This is a genomic window from Corynebacterium sp. 122RC1 (assembly GCF_024580955.1).
Taxonomy (GTDB): domain Bacteria; phylum Actinomycetota; class Actinomycetes; order Mycobacteriales; family Mycobacteriaceae; genus Corynebacterium; species Corynebacterium kozikiae.
In genome coordinates, this window is record NZ_JANIKD010000004.1 from 1 (window position 1) to 17,763 (window position 17,763).

Below are 17,763 nucleotides of genomic sequence, written 5' to 3' on the forward strand. Positions count from 1 at the left end.
GATTGCGCAGGAAGCCCAATCGGCCCCTCAGCATGCCCGAAAACAACATCGCCGAAGTAAAACAGAAGCCCTTCACACCCCCAACAATCTCACCCACGGAGTTGACAACCTATATAGGAACACCCCCCACTTGCAAGGGACGTGATCTTAAAAAGACGTTGCTTCCCTATTCTCAGTGAGCGTTCAACGGCCGTGACTTGACTGAAAGTACTGACCATTGAGGTTCGATGGTGGACAAAACAGACACCAGGGAGGCACATTCAACAAGACCCCAGGAGCTGGCTAGCAGTGCCTTACCGTTGCTGTTGAACAAATTTGGGCAAATGGATTCTGCAAGAAGTGCTAAGTCACTCGGTTCTGGGGAAACTTCAATCACATACCGAGGATGAGACTGGGAATTATTGAAGTAATTGCTCCACCACGGATCCGTAGGTACTCGGCAGCTCTCCCCTGGATGAAGAGCGACATCGATTTTCGAAAGCTCGAAAGAAGAAAAGCCTTTTCGCAACCCGATTTCGGTAGCAAGCATAATCACTGGCAGATATTCGACGGCAGATGGGTGCGTCTGATCAGAAGCGTAGAACTCTAATACCAAATCTTCGCACAGACCGTCAAAGCACAATTCCTCTTCATTGCTTTCCCCCAAAAACCAGGGAGATAACGAGGATCCAGAGATAATCGAGCCAATAGCGTTAATCAAACTCCAGAGATCCTCGGACTGCTCTGAGTTCCGCAACGGTCCATGAGGATCTTTTTTCCATGTGGCGCTCAGAGTCAAGATCATCGAAGCACCTCACAGCTAAACGCCACAATTCACCTAGTTCTCTTTATAAGCCTTCATTGGTGAGTCTACAGCGCCTATTATGGCAACATTCACAACGTTTCGATAGAGCGTGCGGTTGAGATTGCGGCAGTCGGCTCGAGCGTTCGAGCGATTACCCCTAGGCCAGACCTTCAGGAACAGTAACCTGCGAGCCTGTGGCTACCCTCACTCAGGTTCCATCTCCGTTTTTCTTCTCAATCCAGTTCCTCACCACTGCCCGCCCACCGGCTGGTCCTCCTATATAGCAACCATGTGCCGAGACATCTCCCTGAGAAAAGTGTGGGTTATCTGCAACCATGACCAGAGGCCCGATCCCCACCCCCGCACCTGAAATAGAGTCATGGTTCTGCTGCGGCCCAGAGGTTTCCAATTCAATCATCCACTGATCGGCTATTTCCGCAATTTCAGTATGAAGCAAGTCCGCGCCGCCTTCGTGGACAGACGCAGCTGGTGACAAACCCAACAGGGCCGTGGCAACGACAGCTCAAATGGATAACAATTGATTGTGTTTCAAAATCGTTTCCTCAGACCAAAGGCGTTTCTCTAATCGCTTTACCCAATCGAATTGGTTTGCGCACCATTGTTACTGAACATCAAGACACCGAGTACCCCAAAAAATACAAAATGCCTCGCAGCAAACCGTGAAGAATGCTGCGAGACATTTATCTAGTAGCGGGGGCAGGATTCGAACCTACGACCTCTGGGTTATGAGCCCAGCGAGCTACCGAGCTGCTCCACCCCGCGACGCGGTGCAAGAAGTAATCGAATTGATTGCTTCGGTGCAACGGGTTTTAAATCTACACCCGCTTCCCCACAAACACCAAATCCCCAGCACACACGGGTATCGGCGGCTGGGGATTCAGACCCGGCTTCAGGCTCGGCTTCAGGCTAGGGATTCAGGTTTCAGGTTTCGGAAATCGGAATACGGGGATTGGGGAACCCAGAGCAGGCTCGCCAACCCACTGCCCTAGTTGTTCACCAACCCTTGGTAGGCGCGCACGGCGCGGTCAAGTTCATCGAGCGCACGGCCATACTCCTCGTTGGTGCCGCCACGAGCATTTTCGAGGTTACGGAGGGCGTCGTTGATTGCCTGCACGGCCTCCGCCTCAGTACCCACAGAATCCGGTGCCGATGCCGGTGCCTGCGCGGAGGTCGTCGGAGCCGCGCCGGTTGAGGTAGATTCCGCATCGGTGGAGCCCTCGTTCACGCGTGGCGCGCTGGCGGTCTGCGTGTTGTCCAAGTCAGCTTCGGCGAGGTCCTGCGCGGCGCGTGGGTCGATGCCCACCTGGGCGAGTGCCTCAGAGATGGTTGGGGCGTAGCCCACCTGGCCTTTGTAGCTCACGAGCACACGCAGGAGCTTCGGGAACGCCGAGTCCTGGCCCTTGCGCTGCGAGTACAGGGGCTCCACGTAGAGGATCTCACCATCACCAACAGGCAACGTGAGCAGGTTGCCGTTGAACAGCTCGTTGGTTTCGCCCCACAGGGTGCGGTCGGAGGCGATCTGGTCCGAGGACATCATGGTGTCCTGCGCCTGCTTCGGGCCCTGGGTGAGCGTGTTGGTGGGCAGCACGCGCACGGTGATGCGACCAAAGGTCTCAGGGTCGGAGCTCACGGACATGTGTGCCGCCAGGAACTCACGCTGCAAGCCACGGAATGGGGTGATGAGCTGGAAACTTGGGTCACCCGTCTCTGGGTCTGCGGCCACCACGTAGTATGCGGGCTGAGCGATGTTCTGCTGTGCCTCGTCTGCGGATGGGTCGCCGGGGACGGACCAGAAGCGGTCGTTGGTGAAGAACTCGCGGGCGTCATCAACGTGGTAGCGAGCCAGCATTTCACGCTGCACCTTGAACATATCCTCTGGGTAGCGCAGGTGGTTCATGAGGTCTTCAGAGATCTCACTCTTTGGCTTCACGGTTCCGGGGAACACGCCTTCCCAGGCTTTCAGCACGGGGTCGTTTTCATCGAACTCGTAGAGTTCCACGGTGCCGTCGTATGCATCCACCACTGCCTTCACGGAGTTACGGATGTAGCCCACCTGGTCAAACACGGCGAGCTGGTCCACGGCGCCCACGCCTGCCGACGTATCCTGCGTAGCCTCCTGCAAATTGGTACGCGAGACGTATGGCAGTGCGCTCAGGGTGGTGTAGCCGTCCACAATCCACTTGATCCGGCCATCAACCACGGCTGGGTAGGTGGTGGAGTCCGTGGTCAACCATGGCGCAACGTTATGTACGCGCTCGCGGGGATCGCGCTGGTAGATGATCTTGGAGTTCTCATTCACGCGCTCAGAAAGGATGAGGTTGAGCTCCTGGTATTGCAGCGCAAAGGCTGCTCGGTTGAACACGTTGCCAATGCCCACGCCGCCTTGGCCGGTGTAGGTGTATGTGGACGTATCCGTGTCATATTCCACGGCGGTACCGTCGGCAGTGCCCACAACCGCATAGTCTGCGCCGTCGGCTGCGGATGCGATGAGCGGGCCAAAGTAGATGCGCGGCTCGGTGACGTCGAGGCCGATCGCGCGGGCGTCCGTGTCCGTGTTGTAGAGGTCGGAGACGGTGTAAACGGGGTAGCCGCCGCGGGCAGAGCCGACGTCACGCGCAACCTCATCCACCTGGTTTGCCTGGGCTGCCACAATGCCGTTGCCGTGCGTGTATACGGTGTGCCGGTTGATCCAGTCGCGCTGGTTTTCCCGCAGGGAGTTCGGATTCAACTCGCGCGCGGCAACAACGAAGTCTCGCATTTCGCCGTCGATCTCATAGCGGTCCACGGTCAAGGACTCGGGGAAGCCGTAGAAGTTACGCAGTTGCTGCTGCTGGGTGAAGGTTGGGGAAACGATCTCCGGGTCCAGCAGGCGGATGTTGCTCACCGTGGCCGTATCATTTGCCACGGCCTCGTTGCTCGCACCGCTTGCGCCCCAGTCCTCAATGTAGGTCACCTGCTCGTCGGTGATGCCGTACGCGTAACGGGTTGCCTCGATGTTTCGAGCAATGTATTCAGTTTCCTTTTCCGCGCGGTTTGGCTGCACGGAGAAACGCTCAATCATCAGTGGCCAGGCAGTGCCGATCACCAACGCGGAAAGCATCATCAGCACCGTGGAGAGCGCCGGGATGCGCAGGTCTTTGAGCACCACGGCAGCGAAGAAGCTCAAGGCCACCACGGCGGCGATCACCATCAAGATGATCTTGGCGGGCAGCACGGCGTTGATGTCAGTGTAGGAACCGCCAGTGAAGGTGGGGTGAGAGTTGAACAGCAGCTCGTAGCGATCCAGGAAGTAGCTGGCCACGCGCAGCAGCATCCACAGGCCCGCGGTGACTGCGAGTTGGATGCGCGCCGGCTGAGACACCACGCCCTTGATGCCCGCGGCTTGGTTGCCAATGCGGATACCACCCAAAAGGTAGTGCCCGAACAGCGCCACCAGGAATGCCACCACCAGCAGCACGGAGAAGGTGGACACGAGGATGCGCAGCATGGGCAGGACAAAGGCGTAGAAGCCGTAGTCCAAGCCAAACTGCTGGTCCTGCACGCCAAAGTCTTGGCGGTTGAGGAACATTTGCACCACCCGCCAGTTGGCCTGGCCAAACATGCCGGCGATCGCGCCGATGAACAGCGGTAGGACCACCAGAAGACGGCGCACGCTGGCCTCAATCACGCGGCGGTACTCCAGCATGGGGCCGCTGAGATCGAATTGCTCCAGCTCACTGGGCCGCCCGCGGTAGGCAACCCAGCCCGCGAGCCACACCACGAGCGCCGCGATAGCCGCAAAGATCACAAAGAGTGCGATGCGGGTGAAGATGACTTTTTGGAACACCCCCCTGAATCCAACTTCGCCGAACCAGAGCCAGTCGGTGTAGAAGCCGATGGCGGTTGGCACCACGGCAATGAGGATGCCCACCACCACAAAAATGGTGGTCCACATCCGCGATGGCCGCTTTGCTGCAGGAGACGGTGGCTTGAGGCCTTGCGTCAACTGTCTCTCCCTTAGTTGAGTGTGAACATTGCTAGTTACGCTGTGTGTTCCCCCGCCCTGCGCGCCCAGGCCCAGCACAGGCTGAGTTAGACTGCTTCACAGGCAGAAGACATGCAACGCTCAAGTTTACGGGAGTTTTGCATTTTGAGATTGTGAGGGTTTTCCAACCGTGGCTTCCAGCAAAGATTTTGACGCCCCTTCAGACCGGACGCTCAGCCCGCAAGCGCTGAATCGCGCGATGTTGGAGGCGGTAGAGTTCATCCACTCGGAAGGCTGGGACGCCCCACCAACGCTCTTTGGGCTGGTTCCAGCCGAGCTCATCGAGCAGCACATCCCCGAGGAAGACACCTCCCCACTCGCACTCGTAGTCCAAGACGGCCTGCCCACCCACATCAGCGGCGGCTCAGAGGAACTCGGCGACTACCTCTCCCGCATCACCTGGCCGCAGGAGGTTGTGGGTGCGGTGCTCGCGCAGGAGATCATGTTCAAGGACGCGGCTTCCGACGCCCCCACGGCGCGCGAAGCTCGACTGTTTTCAGGGGTGCTGCGGGAAGGTGCCGAGCTCACGCTGTTGCAAATAAAACCCACCGAGGAGGAGCTCGACGCGGCAGGAGCCTTTGCAGATGACAACATTGAGCTGCGCGGCGGGCCTGGCATTGCCCCTGGGGTGATTGCTGCGTTGCGTGCAACGCTCGACTAGAATGTGAGTGTTTGCTCGTTGCGCCCGAAGGCGCCGCGCCCGTTTTCCGCGCCCGTCTCCAAGGAGTTGCCCCGTGCGTCTAGTTGCTCGTGTCCCCCACGCCCGCGCTCTCAGCGGGATGTCTTTGGCGTGCGCGCTGGCCTTCACGCTTGCCGCTTGTTCCGCCGGAGACCAGGAGCAGCCTTCCGCTACAGCACCAGCCGAAACCACGGCAACGGCCACCGCCGCTACCTCTGCCGCAGCTCCCTCCTCTGCTGCAGCCCAGAGCACGCAGGCCGAGGCTACCAGCAGCGCCGCTGCCTCCACCTCTCCTTCCACCGCAAGCCGCCGTGCACAAAACGTGGAGGAAGCACGGCAGCGCTTCGGCGCACTCGCACCGGATTCCCTGTTTGATCAGTTTGATTCCTGTGACCGCGCAGGCATTGAAAACTCCATGGCCTGCTCCGGCCCAAACGTGGGGCAGTTCCAGTTCTTCGAGTCTGATTCAAATGCAGCATCCTCCACCCAGGTACTCACGGAACTCCGCAGCTCACGGGTGATGGAAGATACCGGCTCCCGCGTGGTGGGCTGGTCCATTCTTGGCAACACCGCCCTGATTACCGTGGTGGAAAATGACCTTGGCTTGGTGATGAAGCAGATGGTCTCCATTGATGAATCGGACCCGAAGGAGATCATCGAGGAGCTCGGATTGGTGGGCTTCAACCGTGAGGCAGCGCAGAAGTCTGGCGGCTCTGAGGAACCCACTAGCGAGGCTCCAGGAGCCAGCTAGCTGCAAGTCTCCACCGCTTGGCCGCTGTTGTAGGCCTCCAGCTCTGCGATGGCATCCTCAATTGAATCCACCGCGATGATGGTCATGTCACCGTGTTCCCGACTCACCGCTTCGGCGCAATTGGCCCGCGGTGCAAGGAACACCTCTGCCCCAGCCTGGCGGGCAGCATCAACCTTGTGGACAATGCCGCCAATGGGCCCCACCTCACCGGAGTCATCCACCGTGCCGGTGCCGGCCACAAACTTGCCGCCGTTGAGCTCACCTGGTGAAAGCTTATCAATCACGGCCAAAGAGAACATCATGCCCGCAGAAGGGCCACCGATATCTTCCAGGTGGAAGGTCACATCAATTCCCGACGCCGGCGCCGCCTCCATCAGCACCCCGAGCAGCGCCCGGTCGGCGTCGTCAGGCGAAGCCCCAAGCACCACCTTCCCTTCGTTTTCCTGCCCATCGCGCTGGTAGGTGATGGTGATCTCGGTGCCGGGGGCCAGCGCGCGGATGGAGTCTCTGACCTGCGCAGCGCCGGTGACGGGCTCGCCGTTAACACGCAGGAGTGTGTCGCCTGCTTGGAGCACCCCTTGGGCTGGGGAATCCTCGAGGACCTCGGCAACGTTAATGTTCACCGGCAGGTTGAGGTAGTTCATCGCCGCGATGGTGGCCGCGGCCTCCGAAGTGCTAAACGCCTGCTGGTTCGCCTCCTGGACCTCTTCCTCAGTCATGTCCTGGGGGAAGATTTCCTCGATGGGCACCAGAGTGTCATTGGTGAGCAGCCAACGGCCCAGCGCCTGGGCAAGCGTCATGCCAGTGCGCACGGAGACAGTGGTCATGTTGAGGTTGCCACTGGTGGGATCCAGTTCTGCGCCTTCAATCTCCACCACGTCCTGGCCGTCCACTTCCCCCAAGGTGTTGAAAGTGGGCCCGGGGCCTTCCGCCGCGTAGGGCACGGTGAGGTTGATAGAGGTGCCCGGGATGTGGTCCACCGTCACCAACAGCCCCAGCAGGCCCACTGGGATAAAGCCGAGGATGAGTGTGCGTAGGCGTCGATTCACGGTGTTCTAGCGTATCACTGGGTTTCAATGCGCTGCGAAGTTGTGGGTGAAGTGTGTTCGCTGTGAGCGTGCGGGTTTTCGTGGCAGCATGTCCTGGGCCTTCGGTAGCGTGTATGGCATGAACAGCAACGGCTTTGGTTTCTCCTTCCAGTTTGGCGGCGATGACGATGACGCCAACAATCGCAACAACCAAAACCCCTTCGGCTTTGGCGGCGGCCTCGGTGACATCCTGGGGCAGTTCGGGCAGATGATGTCCGGGCTCAGCGAAGCCATGAACAGCTCCGACCCTTCCGAACCGGTGAACTACGCCGTGGCTTCCCGCATGGCCAAACAGATGATCGGCCAACCCAAGAAGATCAGCGACCAAGAACGCACTGCCGTAGAAGAATCTGTGCGCTTGGTAGAGCTCTGGCTGGACGACGCCACGATCCTCCCCGCCTCCGGCAACCAAGTCCAAGCCTGGAACCAATTGGAATGGTTGGACAACACCCTGGCGGGTTGGAAGCGCTTCATCTCCCCCATGGCCGAGCAAACCCAGCAGGCGCAGCTCAACGCCATGCCAAGCGAGCAGGCGGAAATGATGGGCCCGATGGCCGGCGCAATGCAGCAGATGGCCAGCATGAACTACGCAATGCAACTCTCCGGGCGGCTCGGCGAACTCAGCTCCCACGCCCTCTCCGGCTCAGACTTTGGCATTGACGTGGCCCCGAGCGGCGTCACGGCGCTGCTGCCACACAACCTGGAGGAGGCAACCAAGGAGCTCGACGTCCCCGCGCAGGAAGTGCTCGTATTCCTCGCTGCCCGCGAGGCAGCCCGCCAACGCCTGTTCCGCCATGTGCCCTGGCTCAAAGAACGCATGGTTGCCTCCGTGGAGGAATATGCCCAGGGCCTTGAGCTGGACACGTCCGCAATTGATGAGGTGATGCGCACCCTGGAATCTGCTCAAGGCGACCCACACGCGATGCAAGAGGCCATGGAATCCCTCCAAGGCATAGATATGAACTCCATGCTGGTCTCCCGCAACACCGGCGCGAAGAACCGCCTGGCCACCTTGCTGGCACTTATCGAGGGCTGGGCCGAGCTGGTAGTGGCGGAAGCCTTGGGCGAGCGCATGCCGCACACGAAGGAGCTTGAGCAGGCGTGGCGGCGTCGCCGCACCTCTGGCGGCTCCGCACAAAGCGCTTTCGCGCAGGTCACGGGCGTTATCATGGAGGACATCGCCGTGGATGAGGCCCGTGAGCTGTGGCGACGCGTCGGCATCGCCGTAGGTACCGAGCGCCGCGACCGCGTGTGGGACCATCCAGACTTCATGCCGACGGCAGACGACGTTGCCAACTCCGCAGAGTTCATTGATTCCCTGCTGGACTCCGCCGAAGGCACGGACACCTTTGACCCCATCGCGGAGATCGCAAAGCTTGAGGCGATGCTTGAGGAAAACTCCGGAAAGGGAAACGAAAACAACGGGGGTGATTCTGATGAGGGCGAAGCGCCTGAAACGGAATCGGACCCGGAATCGGATTCAGGTTCGCAAGATGAGCAGAAGTAACGCTGCTGCGTAGCGTTTAAGGCATGCGCGCCCAGGCCTCCAAAAAGCCTTTGGCGCGCTCCGCCTTTTCCACCCTGTCTGCCCACTGCCAAAACTCCGCACTGTGCCCCGTGCTGATGAAGGTGTGCACCAGCTCATGGACGATCACCGCATCAAGCACATACGCTGGCACGCCTTTGAGCCGCGAGCTGATACGGATCTCCCCTGTGAGCTGACTGCAGGAACCCCAACGCTGCGTCTGGTTGTCCACCCAGCGGATACTGCTCACCTTTGCCTGCCCCTGCAGCACCTCCGCATTGAGGGCGTGGGCGCGTGCGGCCAGGTGCGCGTCGGAAATTGTGCTGCTCGTGCGGCTGCGCGCAACCTTTTCCACCAACTCCGCCACCGCCTCCTGCTCCTGCGTGCGGCTGAGCCGCGCCGGGATGCGCACCTGGAGGGTGTTGCCGTGGAAGCGGGCGCTGATGGTTTTGCGGCGTTTGGTGGAGCGGATGACTTCCACGGGGAAGTCGGGAATGGACGCGGGGGTGAGCTCGGGCATGCGGCAGCGCCTTTCCTGTGGTGGAATGGTGGGTATGCACACGGGGGAAGAATATGTGCAGCTCGCGCCGGGGGCGGCGGTGCTGCTGAGGCCACCACATCACCTGCAGTTCGGCATGGATGCCACCGTGGTGGGGGTGATGGAAACACCAGCAACGCTACAACGAAAGCTCGCCAAAAGCCTGCAACGCAGCGCGGTAGCCATCAAACGCCAAGACCTGGAGCACTGGTGCGTGGCCGCGGGGCTGGAGCCAGTTGCCGCGACGGCGCTGGTGGAGGACCTCCTGGCGCATGGGGTGCTGCAGGTTCGCTCCGCTACTCCCGCGGTGGCGATGCTCGGCAACGGGCCGATCCGCCCACTGGTAGATCAGGACCTGCGCCACGGCAATTACCGGCAGCGCACCCAAATGAAAAACGAGTCCCGCGCGGCGTTCCTGCACCGCCTGGGCCCCAATGACCTCACCATTGCTTTCCACCCCGACGTCAGCCACCACGAGCAGGTGCTTGCGCTAGCCAAATGTAGCAATGTGATCCCGGTGCAAAGCGTGGACGGCAAAGTGGTAATTGGCCCGATCATTTTTGGCGGCACCGGCGCCTGCCTGGCGTGCGTGGAATTGCATCATGCCGACGTGGACCCGCATTGGCAGGTGCTGCGCAAACAGTACCGACGCGCCCAGGTTGCCTTCCCCGTGCTGCTGCGGGCGGCGGGCACGGTGGCTGCGGTGGTGGCTTCGCTGCACAGCCATGTGGCAAGTCCCGGCGTGGCGCCGAAGCAGGTGTTCCCAGGGCAAATATGGCGGGTAGATGCGTGGGGACAGGTGGAGCGCACAGTTCTGCGCCATCCGCGCTGCCCGGTGTGCTGGGAGCGCGAACAGGGCTAGAGGAATTGGGTGGTGATTTCCAGGACTCCTTGCCCGAAGCGCTGCACTTTCACTTGGCCCACACCGGAGATGGCGAGGAGTTCCTCGGGGGTTGAGGGGAGGGCTTCGGCGATGGCGTGGAGGGTGGCGTCGGTAAAGACGATGTATGCGGGGGCTTGGATGTCTTTGGCCACGCCGGCGCGCCAGGTGCGCAGGGCCTCAAAGACTTCCTCGTTGCCACCTGGGCAGTCCTCGCAGCGGCCCATGGTTTTCTCCGCGGGGCTGAGCAGCGGTTCCCCGCAGATGCGGCAGGTGCGGCGGCGGCGAGTCCGGTCCGGTTGGGTGAGTTCTGTGGATGCGGTGGGTTCCGGCATGAGGCCGTCGAGGAATCGGGTGCGCTTGCGGGTGGCTTTGGCGCCCTCTTGGCGGGCCTTTGACCAGGTGCAGAACAGGTGCTCGCGGGCGCGCGTGACGCCCACATAGAACAGCCTGCGCTCCTCCTCGATGGCTTCATCATCTGCCTTGATGGCGTGGGTGATCGGCAGGGTGCCCTCCACGAGGCCCACCAGGAACACCGCGTCCCACTCCAAACCTTTGGCCGCATGCAGCGACGCCAAAGTCACGCCCTGCATAGTTGGCGGCACTTGGGCGCTGGCTCGCTCCCTCAGCGCCGCGAGCATCCCTTCAAAGTCAAGGTCAGGGGTGGCACGCCCCAGTTCTTCCACGAGGTCCACAAGCGCCCGCAGTGCCTGCCAACGCTCGCGGGCACGCGCGCCTTCGGGTTCTTGTGAGTCCAAGCCCAAGGGGGCGAGGATGTTTCTTACGACGCCGCCAAGGTCCGCACCCCGCAGCGCGGGTACGGCGCCTTGCTGCTGGGCGCGGATGATGCGCGCCATAGCTTCACGGATCTCGGGGCGCTCAAAGAACTTTTCTCCGCCACGCACCTGGTAGACGATGCCGGCTTCAGCGAGCGCCTGTTCGAAGGCCTCCGATTGCGAGTTCATCCGGTAGAGCACGGCGATGTCTTTGAGTTCCACGCCTTTGTGCTGCAGCTTCTTGATTTCTTGGGCCACCCCGCGGGCTTCCTCGGGTTCGCTATCGTAGGTGCGAAACTCTGGTTCTGCCCCACCTTGGCGCATTCCTTGGAGGGTGAGCCGGGTACCGGCAACGCGGCCGGTAGCTTTGCCGATCACGGTGTTGGCAAAGTTCGTGATGTGCGTGGTGGAACGGTAGTTGCGCTGCAATTTCACCACTGCCGCGTGGGGGTATTTCCTGGAGAAGTTGAGCAGGTAGTCCGGTGTTGCGCCGGTGAAGGAGTAGATGGTTTGGTTGGCGTCGCCCACCACGGTGAGGTCGTCGCGCTGGCCAAGCCATGCATCGAGCACGCGTTGCTGCAAGGGGGTAACGTCCTGGTATTCGTCCACCACGAAGGTGCGGTATTGCTCCCGGAACTCCTCTGCGATGCCGATGGAGTTTTCAAGCGCCCCGGCGGTGTGCAGGAGGAGGTCATCGAAGTCCAGCAAGAATCCCTCTGGGGTGTTTTTGGCTTGTTCGTAACGCCGGTACACTTCTGCCACCTTGTCTGCTGCCTGCGGAGGGGTGCGCTGGCCAAGGGATTCCGCGTACTGATCTGGGCTGATGAGGCGCGCCTTGGCCCATTCCACTTCACTGATGAGGTCACGCACCGTTTCGGTGGAGGCGTCCAGCCCAGCGCCACGGGTTGCACGTGCCACCAGGGCAAACTTGTTGTCCAGCATCCGCCACGGAAGGTCGCCTGCGATTTGTGGCCAGAAGTAGCGCAGTTGCCGCAGCGCCGCAGAGTGGAACGTTTGGGCTTGCACTCCCCCAACGCCCATGGTTTGCAGGCGGTGGCGCATCTCCGAGGCCGCCCGGCGCGTGAAGGTCACGGCGAGCACACGATTGGGGCTGGCGAGCCCTTGGTCGATGAGGTGCGCGATTCGGTAGGTAATGGTCCGGGTTTTGCCGGTGCCCGCTCCCGCGAGGATGGCAACCGGCCCGCGGGGCGCGAGTGCCGCCGCGCGCTGGTCTGGGTCCAGGTCTTCAAGGTTCACGCTGTGTGGTGCGGGTGTCACTGCCCCGGCTCCTCTGTAATTGCTGTGCTTGCTGTATTTGCTGTGCTTGCTGTATTTGCTGTGCTTGCTGTTTGGGCCCATTCCGTGATCATTGTGTACGCAATGGAGCTGCGCCCCGGCAAGGTAATTGTCCTGGTGCGGATGTCCTCCGGGGTGACCCAGCGGATGTCCATGAGTTCCTCGTCCGTGGGCGCGATGGGTGCTTCGTCAGCGGTGGTGGCATCCACGCCGAGCATGAGCGAGCCACCGTAGGGCCATGGTTGACTGCGCACATACTGCACGTTCTCCACGCGTCTTCCGGTCTCCTCTAATGCCTCCCGGATGAATGCTTGTTCAATGCTTTCCCCGAGCTCCACGAACCCGGCTATGAGCGAGTAGTAACCAGGGCGCAGCCGGTTTTGTGCGAGCAGCAACTTTGGTGGGTGCTGGCGTTCGGCGCGGAGGGTGATGCGCCCGATGACGGCGGGGTCGATGCGAGGGAACACTTCGTGTTGTGCGGGAGTACGTCCGACGGCCATCGGTTGGTTTGCAAAGTGGAGGGCCTCCCCGCTGCCTGGATGGTAGGTGGTGCGTTCGCGGTAGCCGAGCAGCCCGATGGCTCGTTGCACCAGTGGGTCTGCCACGCGGTTTGCGGTGTCTGTGTATGGCCGCAGGTCCGCTACTCGCTGTACCCAGAGTTCAGTGGTGACTTGGTATGCCTGGGAGGCTTGGTCTTGTGCTGGGGCGTGGAGGTAGCGGACGGTGCCCCGCGCGTGGGCGTGGGTGGGTACGCGCCCTTGCGCGTCGACAAGCAGGTAGCGTGTGGCCATGGTGCAACCGTGCTGCTAATTGGCGGGCTTGGTTTTGTGCTGAGACTTTTGTGCCGTCTTCTGCGGCGCTCTTTGCAGCGTGCCGGAGGGGTCCTTGAGGTCTTCGGAGAACACGCGGCGGACGTAGAGGAGGCGGTCGCCTGGCTCCACGGTTTCCGCTTCTGGGGAGTCGATGCGGTAGAGCTCGTTGGAGCGCACCACGCCGAGCACAATGTCTGCGAGGTGGCGTGGGTTGGCACCTACTTCATCTTCGGTGATGGGGCGTTCTGCAACGCTGAAGCCTTCGTCTGGGGAGAGGAGGTCTTCCATCATTTCCACCACGGATGGAGTCACAGTTGCTAGGCCTAGCATGCGCCCTGCTGTTTCGGAGGAGATCACCACGGAGTCTGCGCCGGATTGCTCCAGGAGGTGTTGGTTTTCCGATTCTCGGACGCTGGCCACGATCCAGGCACTTGGGGAGAGCTCGCGTACCGAGAGGGTGACGAGCACCGCGGTGTCGTCAATGTTGGGTGCTACCACCACGGCTTTTGCCTTGGGAACACCTGCGAGGCGGAGGATTTCGGATTTGGTTGCGCTGCCGTTGACGGTGACAAGGCCGCTTTTCGCGGCGGTGTCCAGCGCGTGTTGGTCGGTGTCTACCACCACGATGTCTTTGGGGGCTACGCCGTCTGCGAGTAGGGCTGCTACTGCGGAGCGGCCTTTGGTGCCGTATCCGATGACCACGGTGTGGTTCCGCAAAGTCTTCCTCCAACGTTGGATTTGCCATGCCCGGCGCGACTCTTCGGTGAGCACCGAAAGGGTGGTGCCCACGAGGAGGATCAGGAACGCCAAACGTAGCGGTGTAATGATGATGATGTTGAGTAGGCGGGCGCCTTGAGTAACTGGTGTGATGTCGCCATAGCCGGTGGTGGATAGGGACACCGCGGAGTAGTAGAGCGCATCGATGAAGGTGAGGTCTTCGCTGTATCCGCCTTTGTCGAAGTACACGATCAGGGCCACCGCGAGCACCAGCAACATGGCGTAGCCGAAGCGCCGCGCAATGAGCCGAACGGGGCTGCGGTAGCGCGGGCTTGGCAGGCCAACCACGCCGAATTGTGCCTGGTCAGGCACACCAGTTTCTGGCGCCTCGATGCTGCGCCTGGCGGGGTTTCGGGCCATCGCGTTCTTTCCCTTTTCCGGCTTTCTGTGGAGAAAACTTGTGCATTGCTTGTGTGAAGGTGGGTTTCTTGATTGCTGGGTGGTTGCCCTCACACGTCACGCCAAAGCGTACAACTAGCGTTGCAGCAGCGCTACTAGCTCACGTTCGCCCGGCAAGTTTGTGGGTTGCACCAGCTTGTTGTAGCGCACATAGTAAAACGCTGCCTGTACTTGTTCGGGGTTGCGCTCAAGGTCAATTCCTTTCAATTTGGCCCATGCGTAGCGGTACACGGCGAGTTGGAGTTGCACTGCACGTTTTTCTGCGGCATCTGCTGGTGGTTGGCCTGTTTTCCAGTCCACGATCAGCCATGCTTTCTCCGGTGCATCTTGGCCTTGGACTCCCTTTTGTGCGAAGACGGCATCCATGCGGCCTCGCACCACGGTGTTGCCTAGGGCTACCTCGAAGCCTTGCTCAACGTATTCCGGGGTTCGCTGTGCCCATTCGCTGGCCAGGTAGGCCTTCTTGAGGGCCTCGATATCTTCTTCCGGCTCGGTGTTTCCCGGCAGTTCGTCTTCTTCCAGGAGGGCTGCTGAGCCGAAGCGTTCTTCGAGCCATAGGTGGAACTTGGTGCCACGTTTTGCAAAGGTGTTGGGCTTAAATGGCACGGGACGCCGCAGGCGCCGGGCAAACTGTTCGGGGTTTGCGGTGAGCGCCACGATGTCCGATGCCGTCATTTCTGCGCTTAAGGGCACCTCGACTACCGGTGCTTGTGCTGCCTCGTGTTCTTCAATGAGCGCGGTAACTTCCTGTTCCCAGCGGTCAAACAGCCCGCCGTCGCTTTCCAACGCTGGTAAATCTTCGAGTGCTCGGCCCACTTCCTGCACTCCCGCAACGGTGTAGGTAGGTGGGAACTCCGCTTCCACTGGTGCTGGCTGTTCGGGTTCCTCATCTTCTGCACGGGCGACGGTCCAACCGGGATACTTGTCCATGAGCGCAGCGAGTTGTTGTGCGGGCTTTGTAGCCTTCTTGGTGGCTGGGTTGGAGGATGCGGTGATGAATAGTCGGTGCTCCGCTCGTGTGACGGCAACGTAGAACAGCCGCACAGATTCGTCTTCTTCGAGCCTCTTGAACTCAGCTTTTTGTGCCTCAATGGCCTTTTTGAGCGCAGTAAGTGTTTCTGCTTCCAATTCCCCTAGTTCGGGCACGCCGGTGGGGTTGTCCGGACTTTGCAGATCACCGCGCAGGGCGTATGGCAGTTCTTGTGGGGCGGTTGCCCAGGTGGAGGTCTGGGTTTTGTCATAGGTTTCTGAGTCCGCGTGTAGGACCGCTACGGTTCCCCACTCCAGGCCTTTTGCTGCGTGGACGGTCATGATTTGCACGCGGTCTGCCTGAACTTGTACTTCACCGGGGGCCAGGCCGCCTTCTTCATTGGCTGCGAGCTCTAGGTAGTTCAAGAGGCTGGTGAGTTGCATGCCGGGGATGTTGGCCATTGCAGCAACTTCTTGGGCAAATCTGTCAAGGTGAACGGTGCCCACCGCACCGTCACTGTGTGGATTTTCCCTGGTGAGCACCTCAGTTCGGATGCCCATCACAGTTTCAATATCCGTAAACAGGTCAGGCAGCGATCCGCTGAGGGAGTAGGTGCGCAGGTAGCGCAGTTTGGAGGCCAGCTCGCTGAGACGGCGGTAGCCCTCCTGGCTGTAGCGTTGTTCCTCCCCGAGATCTGCGATGGCGTCTGTGAGGCCTACTGCTGCTTCGGGGTTTTCTTCCAGGATTTCCTCAATTATTTCCTCAAGCCGCCGTTCCGGGTTTTCGGAGAAGTTTCGGCGTTCGGTAGCGCGGCCAGCAAGGTTTCGGGCGCGCTCTGAAAGTGCCATGAGGTCTGCTGCGCCAAGTTGTACGGCCGGCCCGGTGAGGATGCGCAGCGCAGCATGGTTTCGCTGGGGGCGGATGAGCATTTCCGCCACGGCAACCATGTCTGCAACTTCCGGCACGCCCAAAAGCCCACCGAGGCCCACGATTTCTACGGGCACACCTCGCTGCTGGAGTTCTTGTGCGATTGCCGCCATGTGCTTCTTTTTGCGCACGAGCACTGCGGCAGTGAATGCCTTGGGCTTGGGTTCTTCTTCGTTGGATTGCTTTTGAGTTTGGGGTTGGTTGGCTTTGCTGTGGTACTCCTGCGCGAGGGCGCCCGCAACAAAAGCGCGTTCCTCATCCGGGTTGGCAAAGAACCCCATTTGGACTTCACCTTTGAGGTTCGCGGGACCTTCTTTGAGAGGTGCCACGGTTCGCTTTGGGTTGCCCGGCTCGCCGAGCAATGAGGTGGAGACGTGATTGGCCACCTCTAGCACTTCCGGGGGATTGCGGAAACTTGTGAGGAGCTGGAGTTTTTCCGATGGCTCGCCGGCTGTGGTGAAGTCGTGTTGGAACCGCAGGAGGTTTGCCGCGGTGGCGCCGCGCCAACCGTAGATGGATTGCATAGGGTCACCCACTGCGGTAGTTGCAACGTCAGCAAAGAGCTCGCGAAGCAACACCCTCTGGGCGTGGCTGGTGTCTTGGTATTCGTCAAGGAGGACGACGTCGAAACGGCGCGCGAGCGCCTGCGAGACCTGCGGGTGTGTGGCGGCGAGTGTTGCTGCAATGCTCATTTTGCGGCCGAAGGTCATGAGCTGGTGATCTTCCATATACTCATTGACCTGCTGCACGAGTGGGAGGAGTTCCAGCCTGCGTTGGGCAATTGAAAGCCACTTCATTGCGTAGGCGGTTGTACCTTTGCTCGATTCCGCCGCGATATTTTCCACGTTGTGGATGAATGCTTGGGTTTCCTCACGGATGTCCTCCAAGTTGGCCATGTGGTTGTCCATGTTGCTCATCAGGTCACGGACGTTTGTGACGACGGAGTTGATCTCTATCTGATTTTCGATGAGTGGCTGGTCATAGTTGCGCACCACGCGGTCGATGATTTGGTAGAGCTCGGTGGCTGTGATGAGGCGCGAGCCTGGTTCAACGGGTGCGAGGAGCCCGAATTCTTGAACGATGTTGCCCGCAAAGGAGTCGTATGTAGAGATGGTGGGGGCAACAACTTGGAGGGTGCGTGCCAATTCCCCGGTTGGGTCAAGGTCTTTGATGCCTTCGCTTGCTGCGAGTTGGGCGAGCCTACCCCTGATTCGATTGGAGAGTTGCTGCGCGGCTTTGCGGGTAAAGGTGAGCCCGAGGACGCGGTCTGGGTGGATGATGCCGTTTGCTACGAGCCACACCACGCGGGCAGCCATGGTTTCTGTCTTGCCGGCACCGGCACCGGCCACAACGAGCATCGGCTCGAGTGGAGCGCCGATCACCATTGCCTGTTCGTCGGTAGGTTGATGCTCTTGGCCCAGCAGGATTGAAAGGTCTTTCGGGCTGATGCGTGACTCGAATGGTTTTGGGTGTTGCGTATGGGTGGTCATGGCTTCCCCGGTGGTGATGTGGTGAT

General features: G+C 60.5%; 11 protein-coding genes, 1 tRNA gene and 1 pseudogene. 4 read left to right on the forward strand and 9 right to left on the reverse strand.

Annotation, left to right across the window (positions count from 1 at the left end; translation table 11 throughout):
- Positions 1-172 precede the first annotated feature (172 nt).
- From NQ050_RS02790 to NQ050_RS02800, 3 genes are all read right to left on the reverse strand, one after another.
- Positions 173-784 (reverse strand): hypothetical protein, encoded by a 612-nt coding sequence (locus NQ050_RS02790; RefSeq protein WP_257037757.1) that lies wholly within the window; start codon positions 782-784, stop codon positions 173-175.
- Positions 785-1,493: 709 nt separating this feature from the next.
- Positions 1,494-1,567, reverse strand: a tRNA-Met gene (locus tag NQ050_RS02795).
- Positions 1,568-1,790: 223 nt separating this feature from the next.
- Positions 1,791-4,790, reverse strand: a complete 3,000-nt coding sequence (locus tag NQ050_RS02800; RefSeq protein ID WP_257037758.1) for a UPF0182 family protein — start codon at positions 4,788-4,790, stop codon at positions 1,791-1,793.
- Between the two features lie 238 nt (positions 4,791-5,028).
- On the opposite strand from NQ050_RS02800, the gene NQ050_RS02805 reads away from it, so the two are divergent.
- Together NQ050_RS02805 and NQ050_RS02810 are read left to right on the forward strand one after the other, a co-directional pair.
- Positions 5,029-5,490 carry a PPA1309 family protein gene (locus NQ050_RS02805; RefSeq protein ID WP_257037895.1) on the forward strand — a complete coding sequence of 154 codons (462 nt, stop codon included), beginning with the start codon at positions 5,029-5,031 and terminating at the stop codon, positions 5,488-5,490.
- A 73-nt stretch (positions 5,491-5,563) separates the two neighbouring features.
- Positions 5,564-6,259 carry a hypothetical protein gene (locus NQ050_RS02810; RefSeq protein ID WP_257037759.1) on the forward strand — a complete coding sequence of 232 codons (696 nt, stop codon included), beginning with the start codon at positions 5,564-5,566 and terminating at the stop codon, positions 6,257-6,259.
- Here the strand turns inward: NQ050_RS02810 and NQ050_RS02815 are convergent.
- Entirely contained in the window at positions 6,256-7,308 is a 1,053-nt protein-coding gene (locus NQ050_RS02815; RefSeq protein ID WP_257037760.1) for a PDZ domain-containing protein, read from the reverse strand. The genes NQ050_RS02810 and NQ050_RS02815 overlap by 4 nt on opposite strands.
- 118 nt (positions 7,309-7,426) lie before the next feature.
- Between NQ050_RS02815 and NQ050_RS02820 the strand changes: the two genes are divergently transcribed.
- Positions 7,427-8,854 (forward strand): zinc-dependent metalloprotease, encoded by a 1,428-nt coding sequence (locus tag NQ050_RS02820; protein ID WP_257037761.1) that lies wholly within the window; start codon positions 7,427-7,429, stop codon positions 8,852-8,854.
- 16 nt (positions 8,855-8,870) lie between these two features.
- On the opposite strand, the gene NQ050_RS02825 is transcribed toward NQ050_RS02820, so the two are convergent.
- On the reverse strand, positions 8,871-9,392 hold the full coding sequence (locus NQ050_RS02825; protein ID WP_257037762.1) for a M48 family metallopeptidase: 522 nt from the start codon (positions 9,390-9,392) through the stop codon (positions 8,871-8,873).
- A 34-nt stretch (positions 9,393-9,426) separates the two neighbouring features.
- Here NQ050_RS02825 and NQ050_RS02830 point away from each other — a divergent pair, with 34 nt between their 5' ends.
- Positions 9,427-10,272: a TOMM precursor leader peptide-binding protein gene (locus NQ050_RS02830; RefSeq protein ID WP_257037763.1), complete on the forward strand. Its 846-nt coding sequence runs from the start codon at positions 9,427-9,429 to the stop codon at positions 10,270-10,272.
- On the opposite strand, the gene NQ050_RS02835 is transcribed toward NQ050_RS02830, so the two are convergent.
- From NQ050_RS02835 to NQ050_RS02850, 4 genes and pseudogenes are all read right to left on the reverse strand, one after another.
- Positions 10,269-12,344 carry an ATP-dependent DNA helicase UvrD2 gene (locus NQ050_RS02835; protein WP_257037764.1) on the reverse strand — a complete coding sequence of 692 codons (2,076 nt, stop codon included), beginning with the start codon at positions 12,342-12,344 and terminating at the stop codon, positions 10,269-10,271. The genes NQ050_RS02830 and NQ050_RS02835 overlap by 4 nt on opposite strands.
- Positions 12,341-13,153 (reverse strand): NAD(+) diphosphatase, encoded by an 813-nt coding sequence (locus NQ050_RS02840; RefSeq protein WP_257037765.1) that lies wholly within the window; start codon positions 13,151-13,153, stop codon positions 12,341-12,343. The genes NQ050_RS02835 and NQ050_RS02840 overlap by 4 nt, the downstream gene beginning before the upstream one ends.
- 90 nt (positions 13,154-13,243) lie before the next feature.
- Positions 13,244-14,311 (reverse strand): annotated as a pseudogene (locus NQ050_RS02845) (TrkA family potassium uptake protein); the annotation flags it as partial.
- Positions 14,312-14,425: 114 nt separating this feature from the next.
- Complete coding sequence (locus NQ050_RS02850; RefSeq protein ID WP_257037896.1) at positions 14,426-17,737, reverse strand: ATP-dependent DNA helicase; 3,312 nt, start codon at positions 17,735-17,737, stop codon at positions 14,426-14,428.
- Positions 17,738-17,763: the final 26 nt, after the last annotated feature.